A 24,202-nucleotide genomic window follows, 5' to 3' on the forward strand; every position below is an offset into this window, starting at 1 on the left:
TATGGATTCGAAAACAAAAACATTAAATGAGAAGCTAAAGCAATCGAGATTGGGTGGTGGTCAAGCGAGGATAGACAAACAACACCAAAAGAAAAAACTAACAGCAAGAGAACGTGTGCTCTATTTATTAGATGAAGGGTCTTTTGAAGAAATCGGAGCATTAGTCACACACAGAACCAAAGATTTTGGTATGGAAAATCAAAAGTTCTATGGTGATGGTGTGGTTACTGGTTATGGAACGGTTAACGGACGATTGATTTATGTTTTCGCACAAGACTTCACCGTTTTTGGAGGTTCACTTTCCGAAACTCATGCCGAGAAGATTTGTAAAATTATGGATATGGCCGTAAATGTAGGCGCTCCAATTATAGGACTTAATGATTCTGGTGGTGCACGTATTCAAGAAGGTGTGCGCTCCTTAGGTGGCTATGCTGATATTTTTTACCGTAATGTACAAGCATCTGGTGTTATTCCACAAATATCTGCAATTATGGGACCTTGCGCAGGTGGCGCAGTATACTCGCCTGCAATGACAGATTTTACGCTGATGGTACAAGACACAAGTTATATGTTTGTAACTGGACCTAATGTGGTTAAAACAGTAACTAATGAAGAAGTTACAAGTGAAGAACTCGGTGGCGCAAGTGTACATTCTACAAAATCTGGTGTGGCACATTTAACATCTGCAAACGATGTTGAAGCGCTGGAAGATATCAAGCGTTTGTTAAGCTATCTCCCACAAAATAATAGAGAAAAAGCAATTGATATTCCGTTTGATTTAAAAGACGAAGTCAGAGAAAACTTATCAGACATTGTTCCTGATAATCCAAATAAACCTTATGACATGCATCAGGTTATTGAAGGTATTATTGATGAAGATTCTTTCTATGAAATTCATAAAGATTTTGCAGAAAACATTATAGTAGGCTTTGCACGCTTAGGAGGTAAATCTGTTGGTGTTGTGGCTAATCAACCTATGTTTTTGGCAGGTGTATTAGATGTTAATAGCTCTACAAAAGCGGCACGCTTTGTACGTTTCTGTGATGCTTTTAATATTCCGCTTTTAGTATTGGAAGATGTACCAGGGTTTTTACCAGGAACCGACCAAGAATGGAACGCTATTATTACCAACGGTGCAAAATTATTATACGCGTTTAGTGAAGCAACTGTACCAAGAATTACAGTAATTACTCGTAAAGCATACGGTGGTGCTTATGATGTTATGAACTCTAAACACATTGGTGCTGACATGAATTTTGCTTGGCCAAATGCTGAAATTGCGGTTATGGGCGCTAAAGGAGCAGCCGAAATCATCTTTAAACGCGAAATTTCTGCTGCTGATGACAAAGAAGCCAAATGGAAAGAAAAAGAAGCTGAGTATGCAGAACTTTTTGCGAATCCTTATAGTGCGGCTGAACGCGGTTTTATAGATGAAGTTATACTTCCTAAAAATACAAGACGTAAGCTTATAAAAGCGTTTAGCATGCTAGAAAACAAGGAAGTCAATAGACCAAAACGTAAGCATGGGAACATCCCACTTTAAAATATTTATTTTGGGAATTTAGTTTTATCAATACCTGGTACAATTCGTAAGGCATTCTTATAATATACCTTTTTTAATACCTCATCCGATAAGTCTAAGCCATACATAGGCCAAAATGCATGATACTTTTTGTGGTAAGGAAAATATTCATCATCAGATTCTAAAACTCTAAAATAAGTTGGAAATTCTTCTGGTTTCCAACTGTCTTTTCCAAACAAAATACGGTCTTGGTACTTCTCAAAAAAAGCTTTGGCAAACCTTGGTTGGCGACCTAATTCAGCTATGATTGCTCCAATACCAACATTCATATTAGGCATTTCATCCAATAATTTTCCGAGCTTCCCTAGATTGTTAGCATACCAACCCATATGCGCATTTATAAAAGTGGTATTCTTATGCCTTTTAAACATATTATGCTGCTCAGCAATAATTTGTTCCCATGGCGCGGGGTTATTTGGTCCACGTTTACGACGTGGTCGGGTTTTAAGCTCTAACCAACGCTCATTATCACCATCAAAATCATCCCAAAACGATTTTGGATCGGCAGAATGAATTAAAACGGGGATGCCTAATTCGCCACATTTAGCCCAAATAGGGTCAAGACGCGAATCATCTATAGCAAGTCGGTTTCCCTCAAAATCTTTATTTCTCAAGCCCAAACTTTTATAAACTTTCAATCCTACTGCACCTGCTTTAACATCAGCTTCAAGTTGTGCTACTGTTTTTTCAATCCATCCTTCTGCTCCAGCTCCTTCAAAACTGATATTACAAAAGAGTACAAATCGTCCGGGGTAATAGGTATTCGCATTCTCAAGTGCTTTAATCAAGTCTTCACCCGAACGTCCACTCAGGTTTACCATGGTTTGCAAGTTAAGTGTATCCATAGCGGAAATGACCGGTTCTAAATCTTGAGTTGCCATTCGGTACTGATGTCCATGAACGTCTATAAAAGGGAATTTTGCGCGTTTTATGATTTTTCCTGGGACAACTAAAGTCGATTTTGGATTATACTCTTCAAACGTCAAGTCCTGAGAGAAACTATTAATATGAAAAGATATAATTGTTATTAATGTGATGATGTTTTTGAATTTCATTATGCAGAATTTAAAAATGCTTTAATACTTATATTTTTGCCTGGAAGGTGTACAAATCATAATACCTCCCTTTAGTCGATAATAATTCTTCATGATTACCACGCTCAACAATTTTGCCTGATTCAACAACTAAAATTTGGTCTGCGCGTTTAATTGTACTCAATCTGTGAGCAATAACTATAGTTGTTCTGTTATTAGTTAATTCCGATAAACTTTTTTGAATTAAACCTTCACTTTCAGTATCTAAATTTGAGGTCGCTTCATCTAAAATAATAATTTTAGGGTCAGCTAAAATAGCTCTAGCAATAGCTATTCGTTGACGTTGACCTCCCGAAAGTTTTACGCCACGCTCTCCAATCAAAGTTTCTAAACCATCATCAAAGCGGTCTGTAAATTCATTAACATAAGCTGCTTTTACTGCATGTTGTAATTGTGCTTCAGTAGCGTTAGGTCTTGGAAACATAATGTTTTCTCTAATAGTGCCTTCAAACAAAAATTCATCTTGCAGAACAACACCTAAATGCTTTCTGAAGCTATTTAATTTTACTTTAGATAAATCTTCACCATCAATGGTTATTTTTCCTGATTTTGGATTTAAAAATGTTGCTGACAAACCTGCAATAGTAGATTTGCCAGAGCCCGAACTACCAACTAAAGCAATTACAGAACCTGATGGCGCATTAAAATTAATATCATGCAAAACAGGTTTATCGTCTTCATACTCAAATGATACATTTTTAAATTCTATGTGTCCTTTTAATTTATTTAAGCTAATAGTTCTATTTTCGTCATCTTCTTCAGCCGTCATGTTCATAAGCTCTTCTGTACGATCTAATCCTGCTAGTGCTTCTGTAAGCTGACTTCCGATATTACTCATTTGCACAATTGGCGCAATCATAAAACCTAGTATTAATGTAAAAAACAAAAACTCACCCGTAGTCATTGTACCTTGCATCATATAATAACCGCCAATACCCATAATACCTGTTGTAGCGACACCTATCAAAAAAGTTGAAGAACTCGTCATAAATGCAGTAGCTGTCAGACTCTTTTTTACATTCTGAAAAATATTATCTACTCCTTTCTCAAATATTTTATTTTCTTGGGCTTCGGCATTAAAGGCTTTAATAACTCTAACACCTGCTAAGGTTTCAGTTAACCTACCTTTTACTTCTGCATTAATCTTTCCTCTGGTTCTAAAAATTGGACGAATGTATTTAAATGCTTTTAAAGCAATAAATGCAAAAAGTGATAAGGGAACAAATACAAATAGCGTCATCCAAGGATTTAAATTTATGAGGATGATTAAAGAAATAATTGCAGTAAATGTTCCACCTACAAGCTGAACTAATCCGGTACCTATGAGGTTACGTACTCCTTCTACATCGCTCATTATGCGTGATACTAATGCTCCGGATTTTGTGTTATCAAAAAAGCTAATAGGCAAAGACAATACCTTTTTTTGAACTTGAGCTCGTAACTCGCTAATTAAATATTGAGCTTGAACACTTAGTATTTTGGTTAGTGCAAAAGATGTTACAGCTTGAATCGCTATTGCAGAAATTACAATGGCTATTAACGTATAAAGCTGACTGTAATCTTTATTAGGTACAACTTCATCTAACAATACTTTACTTTGCCATGGTAAAATTAACCCAGCTAAACTCCTTATTACTATTAAAAAAAGTCCTATAAATACTAGACTTCTCTTCGGCCAAATAATAGTTTTAAATGCTTTACCTATACTTACTTTAGGTTTCTTTTTGGTTTTATCGGATGACGTCTCTTTGAGGTGTCGCATATAAGTATGTGATTTTCTGTAAATGTACTATTCTAATAAGCGTCTATGGTAATTAATTTGCCCTAAATGGTATGAAAGATGGGATTTTAAATGCAATAAAAAATATTCAGTTGTCATAAAATCTTCAAAAGGATTTCTTCGATATTCCTTTTGTAAATCTTCATCTGTTAGGTTTGTTAATGTCTGCTCTACAACTTTTTCAGTATCCTCTAGCATCTTAACCATTTCAACAACAGGAACATTTTTTTGAGAGAATTCTAAATCTCGTTGTCTGATGTAACCTGTATTGCCTAATACTGCACCAATAAAATGATTTAAGTTTCCTACTAGATGCAATGCTAGATTACCTGCACAATTAGATATACCTTTTTCTATTTGCCAAATGACTTGCTCGTTATGATAAGAATTAAGTTCTTTCTTAACTGCATTTAAATCTCTTTTATAGAGTTTAATTAAGGATTGTTGCATGAGTTTATAGGTATTTAAGATTTAGATTTCGATATTCATAAAAGAAATTCTGAAGACTAAAAGTAGCTAAATATTAGCTTACTTTTACAGTATGGTAAATCAAAATCGGTCACAAGTTGAGTTTGTTGTTTTAATGGCCGCGTTGATGTCTATTGTAGCTCTCTCAATAGATGCTGTTTTACCTGCTTTACCAGACATGGGAAGTTTTCTTAATGTTAGTGACCCAACAGATAATCCAAAATTAATTACATCCATTTTTCTTGGCTTAGGTATAGGACAATTGTTATTTGGCCCCTTATCAGACAGTTTTGGACGTAAACCCATTGTGTATATAGGTTTTATCGTATTTGTAATAGCTTCAATTATTTGCATCACGACTAAGAGCTTTGAAATGATGATCTTTGGACGCATACTCCAAGGCATAGGATTGGCTTCACCAAGAACAATGTGTATTGCAATGGTTAGGGACTCATATAGTGGAGATTACATGGCAAAAATCTTATCTATAGTTGTTATGATTTTTATTTTGGTTCCAGTAATAGCTCCTACATTAGGCCAGTTTTTAATGCAACACTATCACTGGAAATCCATTTTTATTTTTAATCTCTGCTTTGGTATTTTAGTAATGCTATGGTTTTGGGTTCGACAGCCAGAAACTTTAAAGGATAAACACCGTATTAAATACAGACTATCCATTTTTAAAACAGGAACTATTCAATTCTTCAAAATAAAACCTGCTGTTATTTACACCATTCTTTCTGGCTTAATTACGGGTTCTTTTATGGTTTATTTGAGTACGTCTCAGCGAATTTTTGAACAGCAATATAATATGAAAGATGAATTTCCTTTGATATTTGCGAGTTTAGCAATTGCCGTTGGTCTATCTACTTTTATGAATAGTCAGTTAGTCGTTAAATTTGGAATGCGACGTATTGTAAATGTTGCTATGTTGAGTTTTGTATTAATTTCCTTAGTATACATTGTAATGTTCTCTTCTGGAAACAATCCAAGTATTGAGGTATTAATAGGCTTTTTTGCACTTCAGTTTTTTAGTATAGGTTTTATTTTTGGAAATCTAAGAGCATTAGCCATGGAACCTATGGGACATATTGCAGGTATAGGCTCGGCATTAAATGGATTTATCTCAACAGTTATGGCAGTACCAATAGCAGATTACATTGGCAAATTTGTAATAGATTCTGTAACACCACTATTCATTGGCTTTTTGGTATGTGGCATTATATCACTAGCATTATTCTACTCTATAACAGACAGAGTCTCCAAGGTCATAAAGCGCATCTAAAATATTTCTAAGCTACCTTTTCCTTCTCTTATAATTACTGGCTCATCCTCTGATAAGTCAATAACAGTAGAGGCTTCGTTATCACCATAACCACCATCAATAACTACATCAACCAAGTTGTCCCATTTTTCATGAATTAATTCGGGGTCGGTTGTATACTCTAAAACATCATCATCATCACGTATTGAAGTCGAAACAATTGGGTTACCTAGTAAATTAACAAGACTCAATATTATTGAATTATCTGGTACACGAATACCTACTGTTTTACGCTTTTTAAAAGGGTTTGGTAAATTTTTAGAACCTGGAAGAATAAAAGTATATGCGCCTGGCAACGCTCGTTTTAGTATTTTGAATGTAGAAGTATCTATTTGCTTTACATAATCACTAAGATTACTTAAGTCTTCACAAATAAAAGAAAAGTTAGACTTCTCTAGCTTTACACCTTTAATCTTGGCAATCCGTTCTAATGCCTTAATATTAGTTATATCACATCCTAAACCATAAACTGTATCAGTAGGATAAATAACCAATCCGCCTTTTTTAAGAACGTCAACAACTTTTTGAATCTCTCTTGGATTAGGATTTTCAGGATATATCTTAATGAAATCTGCCATAAAATAAAAATAAACATAATCCATTTGAAGTAGGACTAAAAATGCTAAAAAAAATATAATTCCTATTCATTCTGTAACAATTAGCTGTAACTTTTAGTCTTTATAATATGCATCAATCAATCAAACTACTCATCGCACTATTCATTTCGGTAAAAGTGTTCGCTACCGAAGCTAGGCCTCCAATTATATTTTCTAAAGCTGAATTTATAAATGAAACGACTACACGTATCCCTTTTAAAGTCATTGACCATCTTATAGTTGTTGAAGCGCAATTACTAAACCAGGAAGGCAATTTTATTATTGACACAGGCTCAAAAACCCTGATTTTAAATAGTCAACATTTTAAAACACATTATGGCTCAATTAAAAGCCAAGAAGAAATTAATGGCGTTAACGGAACTATAGAAACTGTTAATGAAAAATATATTAGTGCTTTAAGTATTAAAGCGCTACAATTAAATAAACTTAATGCAGATGTTATAGATTTATCTCATTTTGAAAAAGTAAAAAAGATAAACCTTCTAGGCATTATTGGCTATAGTATTTTAAAAGATTTTGAAGTGTTCATTGATATGCACCTTAATCAAATAACGCTCACAAAAACCGATAAACATGGCGAAAGATTGTCGAAAAAAGTATATGCCGAAAAATTTCAGGATAGCATAGATTTCAAATTAAAAAAGCATACTATTGTATTGACTGGTTTTGTTGGTGGTCATGAAGTGAAGTTTGGTTTAGATACCGGAGCAGAATATAACCAAATTAACAAGAAATTAAATAAAAAAGTTTTGGACTATTTTTATAGTAATCAAACACTTAAACTCACCGGTGCAAGTGGAAAATCTAAGCGAGTGATAGCTGGTAATTTATATAGATTTAAATTAAATGATAATATTTATTTTGGACCTATGAAAACGGTTTTGACAAATTTAAGGCATATGTATGGCGTATTTGGTACAAATTTGGATGGTATACTTGGGTATGAGTTTTTTAGACAAAAACGTACTATTATTAATTATAAAAAACGAAAACTTTATTTTATAAAAAACCCACTAATAACGCATTGAAAATTAGCATAAAACATATAACCATCTTTATAACTCTTTTGGCTTTTACTTTAGGTAGTATTGCTCAAAATAGTACTATTAAAGGGTATACCATAAAAGGTGATATTATCACTTTTGTGTTTAATGTTGATGATTATCCCAACATAAAATACAATGGTCATACTATTGACCAAGTATTCGTCTCTGGTGAGTTTAACGATTGGGCAACTAATCAATGGGAAATGCAAAAAGTTACTGACACTCGTTATGAACTAAAGAAAAGTCTTCATGACTTTACCAATGATTTTGATTGGGAATTTAAATTTGTTGTTAATGGAGAACATTGGGCAGAACCATCTAGAGATTTTGCAAATAGTGTAACTGCTAGGGATAAAAAAGGTAAAAAAATGATGGTGTATAATCTAAAGCTATATAGTGCTTTTGCTACAGATTATGGTAATGTAAGTTTTAAACTTAAAGGCTTTACTGATGCAGATAAGGTTATTTTGTCTGGTACTTTTAATCGTTGGGATGAAACAGGTTTTAAAATGAAACCAACTGAAGATGGCTGGCAAGTTACATTACAGTTACGTCCAGATATTTACGAATATAAATTTATTGTCGATGGTAAATGGATGATTGACCCACAAAACCCATCAAAAACGCTTAATAAATACGAAGGCTATAATTCTGTAATCAATGTTAAGAGAAGAGTAGAGTTCCGTTTATGTGAATTTGAAGGTGCGGAAACAGTAATTCTAGCCGGAGATTTTAATGATTGGTCTGAGCACCTATTTAAAATGCAAAAAATAAATAATTGTTGGACGTATAGCACATTATTGGCTGGTGGAAAATACCACTACAAATTTATTGTAGATGGCAAATGGATGACAGACCCAGCAAATTCCGTTGCAGAATATGATGGCAAGGGTAACATCAATTCTGTATGCATGATAAAATAATTATCTGCTTCGCATAATTTCAAGCTTAGCAAAACGTAATAATAACTTTTTCACAGCGCCATTTGAAAATTTAATTTCTGCTTTTAAATCGCTTCCAGTACCTTCAATTTTAAGAACTTCTCCTCTACCAAAACGTTGATGATTTACAATATTACCAACTGTTAATTTACTATCAAACAGATTTGTATTTGATGAAGATTTACTTACAGGAGTCATCTTCTTAGGAGCACTAATCTGAAAATTTTCCGGTTTTTTACGCTCCTCTTTTCTCTTAAATTTTGGAGATTTTGGTTTAGCAAAACGAATCTTATTAGGTTCTATATCTCCAAAAATTGAAGCATCAAGCATAGGGTTGAAACGCTGTTCTTGTATAGGCGTTATATTATCTAAATATTGTTCGTCAATTTCCTCTATAAAGCGACTTGGCTCTGCATCTATCAACTTTCCCCATCGGTAGCGTGATAATGTGTATGTTAAATACGCTTGTTTTTCGGCTCGTGTTAAAGCGACATAGAACAATCTTCGCTCCTCTTCAAGCTCACTCCTCGTATTCATACTCATAGCACTTGGAAACAAATCTTCTTCCATACCTACAATAAAAACATGTGGAAATTCTAAACCTTTTGCTAAATGAATCGTCATCAAAGCCACATGATCCGGATTACCTTTATCAGCATCTAAATCAGTAGCTAAGGCAACATCTTCAAGAAATTCTGCCAATGATGCTGTGCTGTCAGCTAACTCTTTTTGGCCTTCAACAAAATCGCCAATACCATTTAAGAGTTCCTCAATGTTTTCCATTTTGGCTACGCCTTCAGGCGTACCATCTTTATTAAACTCTTTTATTAATCCTGAAACTTTAACTACATGGTCTGCCAATTCAAAAGCGTTAGCATTAGTATTCATAACCTGAAAGCTTTCTATCATGGTTACAAAGTTCTTTAGCTTATTTCGAGTACCGCCGTTGATACTAATTTCAATATCATCAATACTTCTTAAAACATCAAAAATGGTTTTATTATTGCTACTTGCAGCGACTATAAGTCTATCTATAGTTGTTTGACCTATACCTCTTGCTGGGAAGTTAATAATACGTTTAAGAGCTTCTTCATCCGCAGGGTTAATAATTACTCGTAAATATGATAATACGTCTTTAATCTCTTTACGTTGATAGAACGATAGACCGCCATATATTCTATAAGGAATATCGCGTTTACGCAAAGCATCTTCAATGGCACGTGACTGAGCATTAGTTCGGTACAACACAGCAAAGTCACTATTGTGCAATTGCTCTTGCATTTTAGTTTCAAAGACAGTACTCGCCACATATCGTCCTTCATCACCATCTGTCATTAGTCGATTGACTTTTATTTTCCCGCCTTCATCATTAGCCGTCCAAACGACTTTATCAAGTTTAGTTTGGTTTTTGTCAATAACCGAATTGGCTGCATTAACAATGTTTTTTGTAGATCGGTAATTCTGCTCTAATCTAAAGACTTTTACATCATCATAGTCGCGTTGAAAATTGAGAATATTATTAATATTTGCGCCTCTAAACGCATAAATACTTTGTGCATCATCACCTACTACACATATATTCTGAAACCTATCTGATAAAGCTCTTACTATTAAATACTGTGAATGATTTGTATCCTGGTACTCGTCAACTAAGATATATCTAAAACGGTCCTGATACTTGGCCAACACATCCGGAAAGCGCGTCAATAATTCATTGGTTTTCAATAACAAATCATCAAAATCCATTGCGCCAGCTTTAAAACAACGCTCTACATATGCTGCATAAATTTCGCCCATTTTTGGACGCCTTGCCGCAGTATCTGATTCTATTAATTCTGGATTATTGTAATAGGCCTTTACTGTAATCAAGCTATTCTTATAAGATGAAATCCGAGAGCGTACTTGCTTGTATTTATAGATATCTTTATCCAATCCCATTTCTTTTATAATCGAAGAAATAAGTCTATCTGAATCTTGAGTATCATAAATGGTAAAATTGCTTGGGTAACCTAATCGGTCAGCTTCAATACGGAGAATCTTAGCAAATACAGAGTGAAACGTACCCATCCATAGATTTTTTGCTTCACTATCGCCAACAATTTCCGAGATACGACCTTTCATTTCGCGTGCCGCCTTATTCGTAAATGTTAGTGACAAAATATTAAATGGGTCAACACCTTGACTCATGAGGTAAGCAATCCTGAAAGTAAGTACACGTGTTTTACCTGAACCAGCACCCGCAATGACTATCATTGGTCCTTCTTTTTGTAGTGTTGGCGCTAATTGAGCATCATTAAGTTGACTTAAATATTTTTCCAAACGAGTAGCAATTTTAAAAAGGTGAATTTAAGTAAACCACTTGTTTTTGTAAGACATATTTATGAATAATTATAAACAATTGGTTTACCCTAAAAAGACTATTTTTATACTTTAGAGATTCAATTAAAATATTTTAAAAGCTATTAATGAAAACAATCTGTAGTTGTTTTTTTTTATTTCTGTTTTATTTCAATTTCGGGCAACCCCAAAAGTTATATCATAAGACCTATGACAAAACTGATGGTATTGAATTAGACAGTATTAGTGCCTTAGCCTTTGATAATGATGGTTTTTTGTGGCTAGCCGGTAGTAATATGGATACTAGAACTATAGTTTTTAGTGACACTAGGCTAGAATTACAGCGCTTTAATGGATTCTCTTTTGATGACATACCTCTTCCCTTAATTAATAATCAACCTGTTATTAAAGTTAATAGTTTTTATAAGCGATTTGATGGCGAATTTTATATTAACGCTACTACAGCATCTGGAAATGTACTTTTACTTTTTGACCCATTTACAGTTAAATTTGATACTGTATCATTTAACGGAAAAAAAATAATATCTGGTCTTAGCAAAGTCTTTAACTATAAAAATCAGGACTATATTCTATCGCAATCTGAGAGAACAATCACATTAAACATCATCAAGAGTGACCTTTCCATTAAAAAATTATTCAGCTTTACAAGTGCTGAAAATAAGTTTTTGGTAGATGTAGCATCGGTTTTTATACCATTTAAAGATTATTGTATTATTGGTGATGATAATTTTCCTATTACATATCTAGATTGGAATGGAAAAATCATTAAAAGACATGCCATAGATACTTTTATACGAGATCGAAATATTGATACTCAAAAATTTTGGCTAGACGAAGTCTTCAAAGTCGATAATACCATCTATGGATTTATAGAAAATAATTCTGTTTTACATAAAATAGATTCAATCTCTTTAGAAATTAAACCTAAAAAAAACATAAATCTTAATAGCGAACATTTAAAGACTTATAATGATGCATTTGGCAATGCTATGATATTTAACTCCATAAATAATACTATTAATTTTCAGGTTTTAGAAGGCAATGGTTTTTCCAGTGTTTATAAATCAAAATTCGAAAATGTTGGTAGAATAGTAGTTGCCTCACAAAATCTGAATGATGAAGTTTGGCTAGCTACAAATGGAAAATTACACCATATTAAATTTCCGAAAAAGACAGTAAAAAAGTATTTGGAAAATCTAAGCTTAAGAGCCATAAAACCTCTTGATTCTATTAATTATTTAGTAGCAACTGAAGCAAATGGTTGGTTTACGCTCAATACAAAAACGGATAGCGTTTACCCATACGATGCATTTGAAAATGGAAGACCTTTAAAACCCTATTCTTCAAGAAATATTATTATCGAAGAAGATACCATTTGGAGTAATAGTAATGGTAACATCATAAAAATAGATAAAAACAAAAAAACTGGTGAAACCTACAGACACTACCCAATTATCTGTATGGAAAAAATTAACGATAGTACTATTATTTATGGTACTAATGGTTATAATTTGATGCAGTTTAATACCAAGACTAAAGCGCATACTGTTTTAGCAAAAACCGATTCATTGCATATTTATGACTTAGAAATAAAAAAGAAAGATAATCTGTTAGTTGCTGGTACAAACAAAGGCTTATTAACTTATCATCTTAGTACCAAATCAACAGCTTTTTACAACTTGCCTTCCCAACTTGAAGATCGATTTATATTAACGCTAGAATATCATAAAGATTACGACTATCTATTAGGAACCAGGTCAGGGCAAATTGTTGCATTTAATGCTGAGACAAAAAGCTTTACTCCAATATACAAAGACGATTTAAAGGCTGGTATAGCTACTATTTTGTTTGATGATAAAACTTGGTGGATTAACACATTTAATGGTATTGTAGCTTATAACCCTGAAGATAAAACCTCAACTCGCTTTTCAGAAAAAGACGGACTTAGTCATTTTGAAGGCAATAGATATAGTGCTTTAAAAACAGATAAGGGCTTGTTTTTTGGTGCTATAAAAGGCTTGAATTTTTTCAGTCCAAAAGATTTGAAAGCACAAAACGATTCGGCATCGCTAGAGTTACTAAAAGTAAAGCACTTTGATACATCTAAAAGAGTATTCAAAAGCGATTATAATCGTGAAGTTTTTAACAACGATTACAGCATTGTTTTACCTAGCGAGAATCGTGCTCTGGATATTAATTTCGGTTTAAAAAACATAAATGCCGTAAACAATGGCTATAGCTTTAAGTATAAGCTTAACGATAAAGATTGGGTAGAGCTAAAAGACAAAAACAGCATTCAGTTTCCTAATTTGGCTTCAGGAAAATACATCCTAGAGATTGAAGCTGAGGATTTTTCTGGTAACAAAGTTGGTGAGTCTTTATTAGTAAACATCAATAGTAAAGCCCTGTTTTACAAAACTTGGTGGTTTTTTCTTCTGGTATCCCTAGCAGCAATCTCTATTTTATTATGGATGCTAAAACAAACCAATATTAAAAATCGATTACAAGAGCAATTTGCATTAGATCTCATACAATCACAAGAAGACGAACGCAAACGCATTGCTAGAGAATTACATGATAGTGTGAGTCAGCAATTAACACTTATAAAAAGAAAGGCACAAAACAATGCGCAATCAGAAATATCAGATTTAACTAATAATACACTCGAAGAAGTACGACATATTTCTCGAGGCCTTTTTCCGCCTTTATTAAAACAGTTAGGGTTTACCGAAAGTGTTGAGCAACTAGCAATAGATATTGATGAAAACAATGAACTTTTTGTCTCTACTGATATAGAAAATATTGACGATGACTTAACCGATGAAAACGCTTTGCATCTGTACAGATTTGTTCAAGAATGCATCAATAACAGTTTAAAACACGCAGAAGCTAAAGCAATATCGATAAGCATAGACAAAGAAAAAGATGTTATTTTAGTGCTGATTAAGGATAATGGTAAAGGTTTTGATGTAAACTCAGCAAAAAACAAAACTAGCTTAGGCTTAAAAACATTGGAAGAACGTATTAAAATCTTAAACGGAGAATTACTAATTGATAGTAAACTAGGAAAAGGTACAACGACCAAAGCTAAAATACATTTATCGTAGTTAATGAATAGAGATATAAAAATATTAGTAGCTGACGACCACCCAATGCTTTTAAAAGGGCTTAAGGATGAGCTGATTAGTAATAATTATAAGAATATTACAACAGCTACAAATGGTGCTGAAGCTTTAGAAAAACTGGCTTCTGACACTCACGAAATTGCAATCTTAGATATTGAAATGCCACTCTTATCTGGCTTCGAAGTGATTAATAAATGCCAAGAGAAAGACCTAAAAACTAAATTTATCATTCTTACCTCACACAAAGAAAGTCGCTATATTTTCAAGGCTAAATCGCTAAACATCTCTGGTTACTTACTTAAAGATGAGCCGTTTTCTGAAATACAAAAATGCATATACAAAGTGCTTGAGGGCAAAAATTATTACAGCTCTACCTTTAACGACGTGTTTCAGTCTCAGATATCACCAGAGCTACAAAAAATAAAATTACTCTCACCTTCTGAACGCACTATAATTAGATTAATAGCACATAAAAAATCATCGAAAGAGATTTCTGAAACACTACTAATTTCTGTAAGAACCGTACAAAAACACCGCGCTAATATTATTAAAAAGCTCAGCCTAAGTTCAGATCAAGATGCACTAACCAATTGGGTTTCGCAAAACAAAACACTTATTTCTTCATTATAATCTACTACGTAGGCCTACGTAGTTTTTGACACGCATGCGTATTGTGTGAAATTACCTATGAGCATAACTTGTCCTCATAATTAGCTATTAATTTCTTAACATTCCAAAACTACGCACAATGAGAACAAAATTACTTCTGCTTTTTGTCTTTTCAATTTCAGTTTTATCTCATACTCAAACGACAAGCATACCAGACAGTGTCTTTGAGCAGCGGCTTATTGATTTAGGCTTAGATGATGTTATTGACGGGCAAGTATTAACTACTAACATTGACTCAGTAACTATTTTGGATATAGATAACTTACCCGTTAGCAACTTAAGCGGTATAGAAGATTTTATTGCTTTAGAAACTTTATTGGCAAGTAACTCTTCAATCTCATCTATAAATGTAAGATTTAACACAAATCTTCTATTTCTTGATGTAAGCAACACAAACATTCAATCTCTTAATTTAAATGATAATACTGACCTTATGTCGCTTGATGTAAGTGGTACTAGAATTTCATCGCTTGATGTAAAAGCTAATACAAATCTTTCTACGCTTAATGTAAGCTCCAACAACTTTCTTAATTTGCTTGACGTAAGTGATACTAATCTTTCTTCAATTGATTTAAGTTCCAACCCTAACCTTTCAATACTATTCCTAAGAAATACCAACATATCAGAATTAGATTTAAGTTCCAATCCTAACCTTTCTTCGCTTGATATAAGAAATACAAGTATTTCTGCACTTGACATAAGTAATAATCCTGACGTTATACAGCTTATATTAAGTAGTACTAGCATTTCATCGCTTGATGTAAGTGCTAACGCCAATCTATCAAATCTTCACGTAGGAAATACAAACCTTTCTGCTCTTGATGTAAGCGCCAATACCAACCTAACGTTTCTAAGTGCCTTAAATACATTAAATTTATCTACACTACACCTTCCTGAGAGTATATCATCATTGGATATAAGTGGTACTATTATAACTACATTAGATTTAAGTTTGCAAACTAACCTTACGGGTCTAGTTATTTCTAATAACAGTCATCTTACACAACTCAATTTGCAAAACGGAGCCAATACAAGTATTATAGGGTTTACTAGTTTCTCAACACCAAACCTATTCTGTATCCAAGTAGATGATGTAGCGTATGCAAATAGCAATTGGGTAAATATTGACCCAGCAAACAACTTTAGTACCGCTTGTCCGTGTCCACAAACCACAATAGCACAAAATATTACAGCGGAACTTGATGCAAATGGCGAAGTTGTAATCACGGAGGCAGATATTTATACTAATTTTTTAGGCGATTGTGTTTATGAAACAGTGACTATTAATCCAAATACGTTTACCTGTGACGATTTAGAGTTTGAAGGTTTTTCGAGTCAAGCTTTAGATTTAGATGGATCATTTCAGTATGCAGAAATTCCAAATACGCCATCACTAAACTTACCAAATTCTTGGACACTTGAAGGTTGGATATACCCTACAGGATTTAATCCTGGTGGTGATGTCGTCATTGATAAATATTCTGGCACCTCATTCTTTGATGAGTATAGCATACTTCATTTTGGCGGTAATTATTTTGCTGAAGTGACTACCAGTGATGGAAATTTTGCTGTTAATGGTGGTCCGGTAACGCTAAACCAATGGACACATATTGCTGGTGTTTATGACCAAGTTAATGGTACATTATCAATATATATTAATGGTACACTCCAAAACACGGCCACTGGTATAACAGGAAGTTCTCTAAGCACAACCAACAACACTATTTTAGGTGGAGTTGACTGGGGCAACGCAACCTTTACAGGAACTATAGACGAACTTCGAATTTGGGATAGAGCACTTACTGCTCAAGAAATTGCTGACCAACGCAGTCAAATACTCAGTAGTGATGAACCAAATTTAGTAGGTTATTTCCGTATCGAACAAGGTCCAGGAAATAACACTCTGTTAGATAGTTCTCCAAATAACAACACCGCCAGTTTTTTTAATCTAGATGCCAACACAGATTGGAATACTCTCAATACAGCTACAGTTAATGGTGAGCCAGGAGTTATTCCTGTAATCCTTACTGTAACTGATGGCAACAATAATTCATCAATAACTCCACTACAAGTCACAGTAGTAGATAATTTAGCGCCAAATGTTATAACACAAGATGTTACAGTTACTATAAACTGCAATAATCCTACAGCTACCATAACTGCCGACGCTATAAATAATGGGTCAACAGACAATTGTCAAATCCTTAATATCGATTTAGATATAACATCGTTTGATGAAACTAATTTAGGTGAAAACATAGTAACTCTAACTGTAACAGATACCTCGGGCAATAGTAATTCAGAAACTGCTATAGTAAATGTTATTAATACAACCCAAATAATTTATGTAGATCAAAATGCTACAGGAAGTAATACTGGTGAAAATTGGACAAATGCTTACACAGATTTACAATCGGCTATAGACCAAGCTACAACTTGTAGTATTAGAGACCAAATATGGGTTGCCGCCGGAATTTATAAGCCCTCTGTTTTACCAAGAAACAGCACACCACTTTCAACTCTAAACTTTTTTGACGATCGTAACTTTAGTTTTCATTTAGTTAATAATGTGGCTATGTATGGTGGTTTTTCTGGTAATGAGAATGATATTTCGGAACGAAATTTAGGATTAAACCCAACCATTTTAAGTGGTGATATTGGAGTGTTGAATGATAACTCTGACAACATCCTAAACATTATAACTTCAATAAATGATAGTGCAAACACAATTGTAGATGGTTTTATTATTGAAGAAGCAAATGCAGATAGAGGATTTCCTATTATGTCTGGCGATCCTTGCGAAGCAGATCCTTGCCCAGATAACTCTGGACCAGATGGAGGTGCTACTATTGAAGGTCAAATCGTCACATTTACAAATGGTGCTGCTATAAATGCAACTAACACTTCAATTAAAATTCAAAACTGCATTTTTAGAGCTAACGCTGCAACTATACTAGCATCATTATATTTTGGTTCTGGTGGCTTACCATTAATTTCTAATACACTATTTTATAATAATACTGGAAATCTAAGTGTACTATTTATTGACCAAATTGGTAGTACACAGGCAGAACTTAGTAATCTTACATTTATAAACAATACACTAAACTTGCCTATCGGAAGTAACGCGATAGCTTCAACCAGTAGTCTATCTACCATTAAAAACAGTGTGTTTTTTAATAATACAACGGGTATTGATATTGTATCTTCCAATGCAAACTCTACAAATAATTTCATATCTAATAGTGGCGGAAATGGTACTCTTTTAACAACAGACCCATTTGTAAATAGTATGGATATCGATGGTTCTGATGATATTTTAGGAACTATTGATGACGGTTTAATTCCCGCACAAGGTAGCGCTCTAATAGATGCTGGTATTGCATTACCAAATACACCATTAACCGACATAACAGGAAGAACACGAATAGTTGGATTAGCAATTGATGTTGGTGCTTACGAGTTTCAACAAACATTGTCTAATACAGATTTTAACTTTTCTAATTATTCAATTTACCCAAACCCTACAAACAGTATTCTTAACATAAAAGGTTTAAAGACCTCTGAGGAAGTTGAAATCTATAACATATCAGGACAAAAGCTATTCACCAAAACTATTGATTTAAGCAAAAATACAATTGATGTATCTCAGTTATCTACAGGAATATATTTCCTTAAGATTGATGAAGAAAGCATAAAGTTTATAAAAAACTAAAAATACTTGCTCTACTTGCGGCTCTAAAATTGAGACAATTGTTTCGGGGGAAACATGACAATATCTTTTAAGGGGTCGCAAGTAAAGTAGGTAATCAATATATCTAAAATGAAAACAAAACTACTTCTACTTTTAGCCTTTTCGGTTTCTTTTTTAACCTATTCTCAGACCACATATACCTATACTGGTAATGGTAATTGGACAAATACAGTAAACTGGTCGCCAAGTTATCCTGGCACTACCATAAATGCTGGCGATACGGTACTAATTTCTAATGGTACAGTTGTTACTGTAACAACAGAAATTCAAAACTCAGGAACTATAAATGTTGATTTTGGCGGAGCATTATTTGTCGCTAGTAGCACGCTTAATAATCTTATCGGAGCAACCATAAGTTCAAATGGCTCTATTATAAACAGTGCCACAATTAATAATATTGGTGATGTAAGTACACTCAATGGAGCTTATGAAAATAATGGGACTTTTGAAAATTCAGGAAGTTTAACTTTAGATAGCGATTCAGATAATAATGGTGCACTAAATAACTCTGGGACATTAACCATTGGTGCGTCGGTCTTTAGTAATGTTTCTTTTTTTAATAATTCGTCAGGTATAATTAATAATCAATCTGGAGGAACCATAACTATCAGCCCTGGTAATTCTATAAATAACTCATCTAATGCTACGATAAATAATCTTTTAGGCGCAACTCTATCAATTGGTGGTTCACTAACAAATAACGCAATCATTGATAATGACGGTGATTTCAATTTCAACAGTGGTGCGTTTACAAATAATGTCACATTAGATAATTCTGGAAATGTAACTCTGAATAGAAATACTGAGAATATTGGCACTATAAGCAATACTGGAAATATAACTATAAATGGTATTGGTATATCTACAATCATTTCTAATAGAGGAACGTTTAATAATCAAACTGGTGGATCAGTGATACTAAACTCATCAAGCAATATATTTAACACCTCAGGTGGACGCACAACTAATTTTGCCGGAGCAACAATTACCCTCAACAGCTTCTGCCAGCTAAGAACTACTAATCTTAATGGCGGTGGTACTATAGACAATTCTGGGTTAATTACTGCTACTGGTACTAATAGTGGAATAGAAAACAATGGTGGTATTGTAAACAATCTTATAAGTGGTACTATAACACTAAACCAAAGTAGCAGTATTATCAACCAAAGCAGTGGCGCTTTTAATAATCAATCTGGAAGTACAATTAACGTAAATACTTCTGCGGTGTTAAATAATTCTTCAACATTAGATAATTACGGCATCATTACAAACAATGGAACTATTAACAACAATTCTGTTTTTAACAATCAATCAGGGAGCACATTAACATTAAATGATAGGTTTAATAATAATGCTGTTTTAAGCAACTTAGGCACCATAACGATAGAGACAAGTGCTCTATTAGATAATCCTACTGGAAGTACTTTAAATAATAATATAGGAGCAACATTGACGGTCAATGGCTCAATTCATAATTCCTCAATTTTCGGTAATTCAGGGATATTTGTAATGCATCAAAATAGTCTGTTATTTAATACTGCTAATGCAACATTAACTATAGATAATGGCTCATCAATATCGAGTTTTGGTAATATATCTAATACTGGTACAATAGACGTAATTAACAGTTCAGGTATATTAAATAGAACTGGTGGTGTATTAACAAATGAATCTGGAGGAACAATAGAGTTAACAGGTTCTTCATTACTAAGTACAAATGCATCAGCAACCATTACAAATAAATCAGGCAGTTCAATTACTTTAAATAATACATCAGAAGTAGTTTTATTAGCTGGTTCTGTGCTACATAATAATTCTGGAGGTTCAATTACCTTTAATTCATTTTCTAGGTTTAGAAATTTTGCAACTATAAATAATTCCGGAAGCTTATCAGTAAATGATATTGCATATGTAGAAAATAATCTTGGTGCCACAGTAAATAATAATGGAGCATTAAATAGTGTAGACAGCAATAGTTTTATTAATAATGGTACATTATCTGGAACAAATACAGGTCATGCAGGAAGTTTTAACAATCAAGGTATTTTAAGTCCTGGGAATTCTGCTGGCACATATACTTTTGGCAATGATTATACGCACAATAGTGCAACCTTAACTATGGAAATAGAAAACGCAACTACATACGATGTACTTGCAGTTACAGGCACCGCAAATTTAAGCGGTACATTAGATATTAGTTTACTTAATGGTTTTGCTCCTAATATTGGCGACACTTTTGTTATCGTAACTGCTAACGATATTTCTGGTACTTTTGATACTATAAATTTCCCAACTGCTCCTACGAATACTGCATGGAGTTTAAACTACAGCACATCCACTGTAACTGTCGAGTTATCTTCTACGCTTAGCAATGATTCATTTATAGAAAACAACATTACTCTATATCCAAATCCCACAAAAAGTACACTAAATATAATTGGGTTATATAATACCTATGGTGCTGAAATCTATAACACCTCAGGACAAAAGCTATTAACCAAAACTATTGATTTAAGTAAAAATACAATTGATGTATCTCAGTTATCTGCAGGAATATATTTCCTTAAGATTAATGAAGAAAGCATCAAGTTTATAAAAAACTAAAAATACTTGCTCTACTTGCGGCTCTAAAATTGAGACAATTGTTTCGGGGGAAACATGACAATATCTTTTAAGGGGTCGCAAGTAAAGTAGGAAATAAAAAACATAACAAATCTTAGAAAATGAAAACAAAACTACTTCTTACACTAGCATTACTAATAAGCATTGCAACACAAGCACAAACCGAGTTCACTTACACAGGTACGGGCAACTGGACAGACCAAGCCAATTGGTCACCAAGTTATCCTGGGGATGACGGTATATATAACCCTAACTACATTATTAATATTGATGGAGATTGTATCTATAATGCAAGTGAAAATAGTTTTAATACCGAAATAAATATCTCCGGTACTTTGACTTTACCTCCAAATTCTTTTTATTTATACTCGTATGGTAATATAAATTTAAATGGAGGAGCAATTAATTTAAGTAGTAATACTCAAATTAATAGCTCATTTTTAACAGCTGCTTTTACTGGCACAGGTAATATTAACAGCTTTCATACTACTCCTACTACTACTCTTCGGATATTAAATGATTTTATCTTTAGTCCAGGGACTACAAATAGTTCTGGAAACATTAGTTTTACGAGTAGTAGCGGTACCCAATACATTGAGATTAACAATGCAGAGTTTATTTTTGATATCTTTAGTAGTAACGATTTTGATACTATTACAGGTAATGGTAACGATAATACTGATGGTATATTTGGCGAGGTTAAAGTTAATATTCTAAATGGAGGTACATTTAAACATAATGATACGTTTGCTATAATTAATAATATAGACATATCATTTTATGAAAACTCTACATTTAGTTCTATACCACCAAGTGGCTTTATATCACAATTTAGCCTTGTTACTAGTTCTGTTAATAGTACAACAGGAGATATAGTTTATACTCTTACAGACATAGAATCACCAACTATAACCAATTGCCCAGGTAACCAAAATGTAACCGCAGATTGTGGTATTTATTATGAGCTACCAGATTATACAACTACACCTACCGCTACAGATAATAGTACCGACTCAGTAATCATTTCTCAGTCTATACCTGCTGGTGTTGCAGTTAAAGATGGGGCAGAAATAACTATTACTGCAACAGATGCTGGTGGTAACTCAAGCAGTTGCACATTTACGGTAAACGTCACTGAAGAAACAACACTAGCCAATGACGAGTTAGACGATATTGTAAGCAAAAATATTTCGTTGTTTCCTAATCCATCTAGTGGACAATTCACTCTGAAAAACACCTCTGGGCTTAACCTCACAAAAGGAGAGCTTATAGATGTAAAAGGCGCACTCATACAAGCAATAGACCTAGAAGGATTTACTGATGTACAGACCATAGATTTATCTGCATTAAACCCTTCAATTTACTTTTTTAAGATATATACTGCTGATGGTGTAGCCACTAAAAAAATAATTATAGAATAAGTTATAATCGATAACTAATATATTAACAAAACCATTTCTGAAATTTCAGAAATGGTTTTCTTTTTTTAAATATCTTAGTAGCCCATAATTGGCATTTGGCAATACAAAGCCTAACTAACTTAAATGATACTATGAAAAAACTCCTAGCTCTACTCCTATTTGCTTCTATTAGCATTTCAGCACAAAACTCAATAGAACAAGACATTATTGATATCGAAGATAAGCTCATTGAGTGGCGTCGCGATTTTCATCAAAATCCAGAACTTTCTAACCGTGAGTTTAAAACGGCTGAGAAGATTGCCAAGCATTTAAAATCTTTAGGTTTAGAAGTGGAAGTCAATGTCGCTAAAACTGGCGTTGTTGGTATTTTAAAAGGAGATAATCCTGGCAAAGTCGTTGCTATCAGAGCAGATATTGATGCTTTGCCAGTAACCGAACGTAACGATTTACCTTTTAAATCTGAAGTAAAAACCACATTCTTAAATACCGAAACTGGTGTGATGCATGCATGCGGACATGATACACACATTGCTATATTAATGGCTACCGTAGAAGTATTTAGTAAGCACAAAGACAAGATTAATGGCACTATAAAATTCATCTTTCAACCCGCAGAAGAAGGACCACCACCAGGTGAAGAAGGTGGTGCAAAACTCATGATTAAAGAAGGTGTTTTAGACAACCCTAAAGTCGATGCTATTTTCGGTTTACATATTAATTCTCAAACCCCAGTTGGTGTTATTAAATACAAAACAGGTGGTATTATGGCATCTGTAGAACGTTTTGTAATTAACGTTAAAGGCAAGCAAACACATGGCTCACAACCTTGGTCTGGTGTTGACCCTATTTTAATTTCGGCAAAAATCATTGATGGTTTACAAACTATCATCAGTCGTGAAGCGCGTTTAACAGACGAAGCAGCTGTAATTACGGTTGGTAAAATAACCTCTGGTACACGTTTTAATATCATCCCAGAATCTGCAGAGATGATTGGTACCGTAAGAACACTCGACCCAAAAATGCGTGCTATGATTGAGCGTCGTATGAAAGAGATGGTAGAGACTATTGCCAAAGCTTATGGTGGCGAAGCTACGATTACCTTTCAGAATAATACCTCGATTACTTATAACGATGCGGCTTTAACAGCTCAAATCTTACCATCTATTCAAAAAGTGGCTGGCGAAGAGAATGTGCAGATCATGAAAGCCACTACTGGTGGTGAGGATTTCTCTTATTTTCAAGAAAAAGTACCAGGTGTGTATTTCTTTTTAGGCGGAATGACACCAGGAAATGCAGAATCTTTTCCGCATCATACACCTGATTTTAAAATTGATGAGAGTGGATTACTTTTAGGCGTAAAAGCATTTACACAAATTACCCTAGATTATTTGAATAATTAAT

Annotated in this window: 15 protein-coding genes; 10 read left to right on the top strand and 5 right to left on the bottom strand. The window is 33.6% G+C overall.

Going from position 1 to position 24,202, the window contains the following annotated elements; genetic code table 11:
• The first annotated feature begins 1 nt into the window (after position 1).
• Positions 2-1,543, top strand: coding sequence for an acyl-CoA carboxylase subunit beta (locus Q0770_RS11730; RefSeq protein WP_299117174.1), 1,542 nt, complete (start codon positions 2-4; stop codon positions 1,541-1,543).
• Between the two features lie 5 nt (positions 1,544-1,548).
• Here the strand turns inward: Q0770_RS11730 and Q0770_RS11735 are convergent, their stop codons facing one another.
• From Q0770_RS11735 to Q0770_RS11745, 3 genes are read right to left on the bottom strand one after another with little or no spacing between them, the layout of a single operon-like run.
• The gene (locus tag Q0770_RS11735; RefSeq protein ID WP_299117176.1) at positions 1,549-2,637 is read right to left on the bottom strand and encodes an amidohydrolase family protein; all 1,089 of its coding nucleotides are present in this window, start codon (positions 2,635-2,637) and stop codon (positions 1,549-1,551) included.
• A gap of 28 nt (positions 2,638-2,665) precedes the next feature.
• On the bottom strand, positions 2,666-4,438 hold the full coding sequence (locus tag Q0770_RS11740; RefSeq protein ID WP_299117178.1) for an ABC transporter ATP-binding protein: 1,773 nt from the start codon (positions 4,436-4,438) through the stop codon (positions 2,666-2,668).
• 27 nt (positions 4,439-4,465) lie between these two features.
• Positions 4,466-4,906, bottom strand: a complete 441-nt coding sequence (locus tag Q0770_RS11745; protein WP_299117180.1) for a DinB family protein — start codon at positions 4,904-4,906, stop codon at positions 4,466-4,468.
• Between the two features lie 91 nt (positions 4,907-4,997).
• Here Q0770_RS11745 and Q0770_RS11750 point away from each other — a divergent pair, with 91 nt between their 5' ends.
• Positions 4,998-6,209 (top strand): multidrug effflux MFS transporter, encoded by a 1,212-nt coding sequence (locus Q0770_RS11750; RefSeq protein ID WP_299117182.1) that lies wholly within the window; start codon positions 4,998-5,000, stop codon positions 6,207-6,209.
• Here Q0770_RS11750 and Q0770_RS11755 read toward each other — a convergent pair.
• Entirely contained in the window at positions 6,206-6,826 is a 621-nt protein-coding gene (locus Q0770_RS11755; protein WP_299117184.1) for an L-threonylcarbamoyladenylate synthase, read from the bottom strand. The two genes, Q0770_RS11750 and Q0770_RS11755, sit on opposite strands and share 4 nt — an antisense overlap.
• Before the next feature lie 107 nt (positions 6,827-6,933).
• Here Q0770_RS11755 and Q0770_RS11760 point away from each other — a divergent pair, with 107 nt between their 5' ends.
• The gene (locus Q0770_RS11760; RefSeq protein ID WP_299117186.1) at positions 6,934-7,893 is read left to right on the top strand and encodes a pepsin/retropepsin-like aspartic protease family protein; all 960 of its coding nucleotides are present in this window, start codon (positions 6,934-6,936) and stop codon (positions 7,891-7,893) included.
• 38 nt (positions 7,894-7,931) lie between these two features.
• The gene (locus tag Q0770_RS11765; RefSeq protein ID WP_299117188.1) at positions 7,932-8,834 is read left to right on the top strand and encodes a glycogen-binding domain-containing protein; all 903 of its coding nucleotides are present in this window, start codon (positions 7,932-7,934) and stop codon (positions 8,832-8,834) included.
• Here Q0770_RS11765 and Q0770_RS11770 read toward each other — a convergent pair whose 3' ends face one another.
• A complete protein-coding gene (locus Q0770_RS11770) occupies positions 8,835-11,171 on the bottom strand; it encodes an ATP-dependent helicase (protein WP_299117191.1) in 2,337 nt (778 codons plus the stop codon).
• Positions 11,172-11,317: 146 nt separating this feature from the next.
• On the opposite strand from Q0770_RS11770, the gene Q0770_RS11775 reads away from it, so the two are divergent.
• The 6 genes from Q0770_RS11775 to Q0770_RS11800 all read left to right on the top strand — a co-directional run bounded on the left by Q0770_RS11775 (position 11,318) and on the right by Q0770_RS11800 (position 24,201).
• Positions 11,318-14,317, top strand: coding sequence for an ATP-binding protein (locus Q0770_RS11775; RefSeq protein ID WP_299117193.1), 3,000 nt, complete (start codon positions 11,318-11,320; stop codon positions 14,315-14,317).
• Positions 14,318-14,320: 3 nt separating this feature from the next.
• Positions 14,321-14,965, top strand: a complete 645-nt coding sequence (locus tag Q0770_RS11780; protein ID WP_299117195.1) for a response regulator transcription factor — start codon at positions 14,321-14,323, stop codon at positions 14,963-14,965.
• A gap of 118 nt (positions 14,966-15,083) precedes the next feature.
• Complete coding sequence (locus Q0770_RS11785) at positions 15,084-18,719, top strand: LamG-like jellyroll fold domain-containing protein (RefSeq protein ID WP_299117197.1); 3,636 nt, start codon at positions 15,084-15,086, stop codon at positions 18,717-18,719.
• A 108-nt stretch (positions 18,720-18,827) separates the two neighbouring features.
• Positions 18,828-21,362, top strand: a complete 2,535-nt coding sequence (locus Q0770_RS11790; protein ID WP_299117199.1) for a T9SS type A sorting domain-containing protein — start codon at positions 18,828-18,830, stop codon at positions 21,360-21,362.
• A gap of 119 nt (positions 21,363-21,481) precedes the next feature.
• A complete protein-coding gene (locus Q0770_RS11795) occupies positions 21,482-22,801 on the top strand; it encodes a T9SS type A sorting domain-containing protein (protein WP_299117201.1) in 1,320 nt (439 codons plus the stop codon).
• 131 nt (positions 22,802-22,932) lie between these two features.
• Positions 22,933-24,201: an amidohydrolase gene (locus tag Q0770_RS11800; protein ID WP_299117204.1), complete on the top strand. Its 1,269-nt coding sequence runs from the start codon at positions 22,933-22,935 to the stop codon at positions 24,199-24,201.
• Position 24,202 lies beyond the last annotated feature (1 nt).

Source organism: uncultured Winogradskyella sp., from assembly GCF_947501905.1.
Taxonomy (GTDB): domain Bacteria; phylum Bacteroidota; class Bacteroidia; order Flavobacteriales; family Flavobacteriaceae; genus Winogradskyella.